Raw genomic sequence first — 2,729 nt, forward strand, 5'->3', positions numbered from 1 at the left:
CTGTTATAGAATAGTTGTCTGTATATGAAAGTATGTTCTTGTCCTCATATGATATCCACATATAGCCATGCTCTGAATTGTAGTCACCCCAGCTGTTTTTTACCAGCCATGCCCCCTTAGATGTTGGCTTGGCCGCCCCATTGAACTTGTCAATAGAGTAGTTATCATCCCAACCAACTATTGTAATGGCGTGGTTCTGGCCCAATTTTTCATTTAGGTAGTATGAGTTTGAGTCAGTGCTTAGGTATTTTTTATCATCATAGTAGCCTGACATTACTGCCCCGTACTTTAGTACGGCATTTTTTACAGATGTCTTGTCTGCAGCTACATTTATTACACCTGTTACATTATATGGCAACCTACTTGCTGAATCGTAGTTTGCAGGCTTCTTTGCCCCATTTTCTCTAGTAACCCTACCATTGTATGGAAGGTCTTTTTCTAGCTTAGGTCCCAACCAAGATGTGAAGTAGCCTATTGAGGTTTCATTAGTAGATCCCTGAGTATCTCCTATATTCCAGCCGTAGACATTGTCCTTGGCCCACCATCTCATATGCTCCTCTGATAGGTCAAAGTCGCCATAACCCTTTAGTTTTAAGAAGCTTTCAAGGGTAGCATTACCAGCAAATGTCCAGCATATACCTAGACTTTCCTGGTCTCTAACACCTGTCATATATCCCTTTTCTCTTGGGTCAAACTTACTATCATTTACTCCTTCCTTCTTTGAATAGGACCTTATTCTTGTAGGTGTAAATTCAAGTGGTTTTATACTTATATTTTCCACATCTTTATCATTTCCATTAGAGACCCCATCAACCGAATCTGTACTGGTATACTGGCTGGCATTAATGTATTCTACACTAGGTGAGTCAACCTCATCAGCACTAATTTGGAAGAAGGATCCACTAGACATTATCAATGAAAATACCGATAGTATTATTATTTTCTTAAAGTTTTTTCTATCTCTATTAAAAGTCATCCATTTCTCCTTTTCTATAATTAAATTCCTATTATTTGCAAATTATATACAAAAATATGTAAAGCTCTCCATTTACATCATACCACTAAATAGGAATTTCTTCAACTAAACAAGCCGGCCTGGGCCTTGTATTTTTCACATCTTAACGTATATAAACATGCTCATCTGTAGGCTTTCTAGCCTCTTCTAGAGATACATTTATAATCTGGGCTAGCTGTTCATAGTTGTAGGTATATTTCTTGTTTTCTACTATATTGGCGGTCACATAGTACCACTGGCCATCCTTTAAATTTTCAAAGCCCTTGCCATTATATATAAATCCACATGGCTGCATATCAGCAACACAGCATATCATCCCCATCCTACCAAGGACAACGAATTGGTCCTTTTGACTTGGGTCCTTAAATACTCTGGCCAGGAATTTGAATTTATCATCCTTGTACTTATCCCAACTAAAGGTACAATCATAGTACCACTTAAGATAGGTGTCATCATTTATGTCTATATAGGCCTTGCCAGCCTCCCTCTTGTAGACAGTTTCCTTTATTGGACTGATATTTTGACTAGGAGCTGGTATATCTGATGATAACTGGCTAGATGAGCTAGTATTTTCTACCCTAGCTAGGGCATCTGTATTAATATAGAAAATCATAACTATAGGTACAAATATTACAAAGTACCTTCCCAATACATTCATATGTCTAGGCCTAAACAGGGACATGGCAGATACGGCCACCATAAGGATTAGGACCAGGACGCTGAACCATAGTAATATATTAAACTTTGGATGAATAAGCTTGTTGATATTACCTGTGTATAGGTTAATGGCAAGTATAAGGGCTATAAAAAGCTCTATTAAGCCTTCTATCAAAACTTGGAAATTTAATTTGTTAAACAAGCTTAAAACCCCCTCCCAATAAAGCGAATACCACGAAGGCCATGTATACTAGTCCCATTATCAAGTAGGCCATAAACCTCCTCTTAAAGGTTCCAAGCATAACTGATAGATTCGTTATATCAAGCATAGGACCCATAACTATAAAGGCCAATATAGCATTGGCTGGCATTACATTGTAGAAGGTCCTAGCTATAAAGGCATTTGATGTCGAGCATACTGAAATAAAGAAGGCTGCAATTATCATAGCTATTACAGCTACAGCATTTACCTTATTCATACTTATAAAGATGTCCTTGGAAATAACAACCTGCAAAACAGCAGATATAAAGGCGCCAATTATAAGATAAAAACCTACCCTAAATAGCTCTTTTCTGGTATGGACCACTATAGCTTCTAAATACCTCATCCTTCCCTTAGACCTCATCTTGTATAGGTAAGTATCTCCAATCGAATACTTGTCTATTTCATCCTTTACTATGCCAATCTTCTTTCGCCTCTCAATGACCATCAAAACTAGGCCAACCACAAGGGCAAACAAGAGTCCAAAACCTATCCTATAGAATATAATCTTGGGCATATTTGGAAATGCATAATATGTTGATAAGATAACTATAGGGTTAATAGCCGGTGATGCCAGCAAAAAGGTTATAGCAACCGGGTAAGAGTAGCCCTTCTTTACAATAGAGCTAGCAACTGGTACCATTGCACAGTCACAAACTGGGAAAAATATACCAGCAAATAGGGCCCCTATTAGGGACTTAATTGTGGTCTTTTCAAAAATCCTATTAAACCTATTCCTTGATACAAATACCTGTATCAAGCTAGATAAAATAGCCCCTATAAGCAAAAATGGTA

3 protein-coding genes are annotated in these 2,729 nt (G+C 37.6%); all 3 read right to left on the reverse strand.

What is annotated here, in order from left to right:
* Window positions 1-976, reverse strand: a 976-nt coding sequence (locus ACW6OJ_RS07925; RefSeq protein WP_456096261.1) for a C1 family peptidase, incomplete at its 3' end; no start/stop codon positions are given.
* Window positions 977-1,118: 142 nt separating this feature from the next.
* Complete coding sequence (locus ACW6OJ_RS07930; RefSeq protein WP_314495140.1) at window positions 1,119-1,874, reverse strand: TIGR03943 family putative permease subunit; 756 nt, start codon at window positions 1,872-1,874, stop codon at window positions 1,119-1,121.
* Window positions 1,867-2,729 (reverse strand): permease (locus ACW6OJ_RS07935; RefSeq protein WP_456096262.1); only part of this gene is annotated, 863 nt, incomplete at its 5' end. The genes ACW6OJ_RS07930 and ACW6OJ_RS07935, both read right to left, overlap by 8 nt.

The sequence above is a fragment of the Peptostreptococcus sp. genome, from assembly GCF_977045075.1.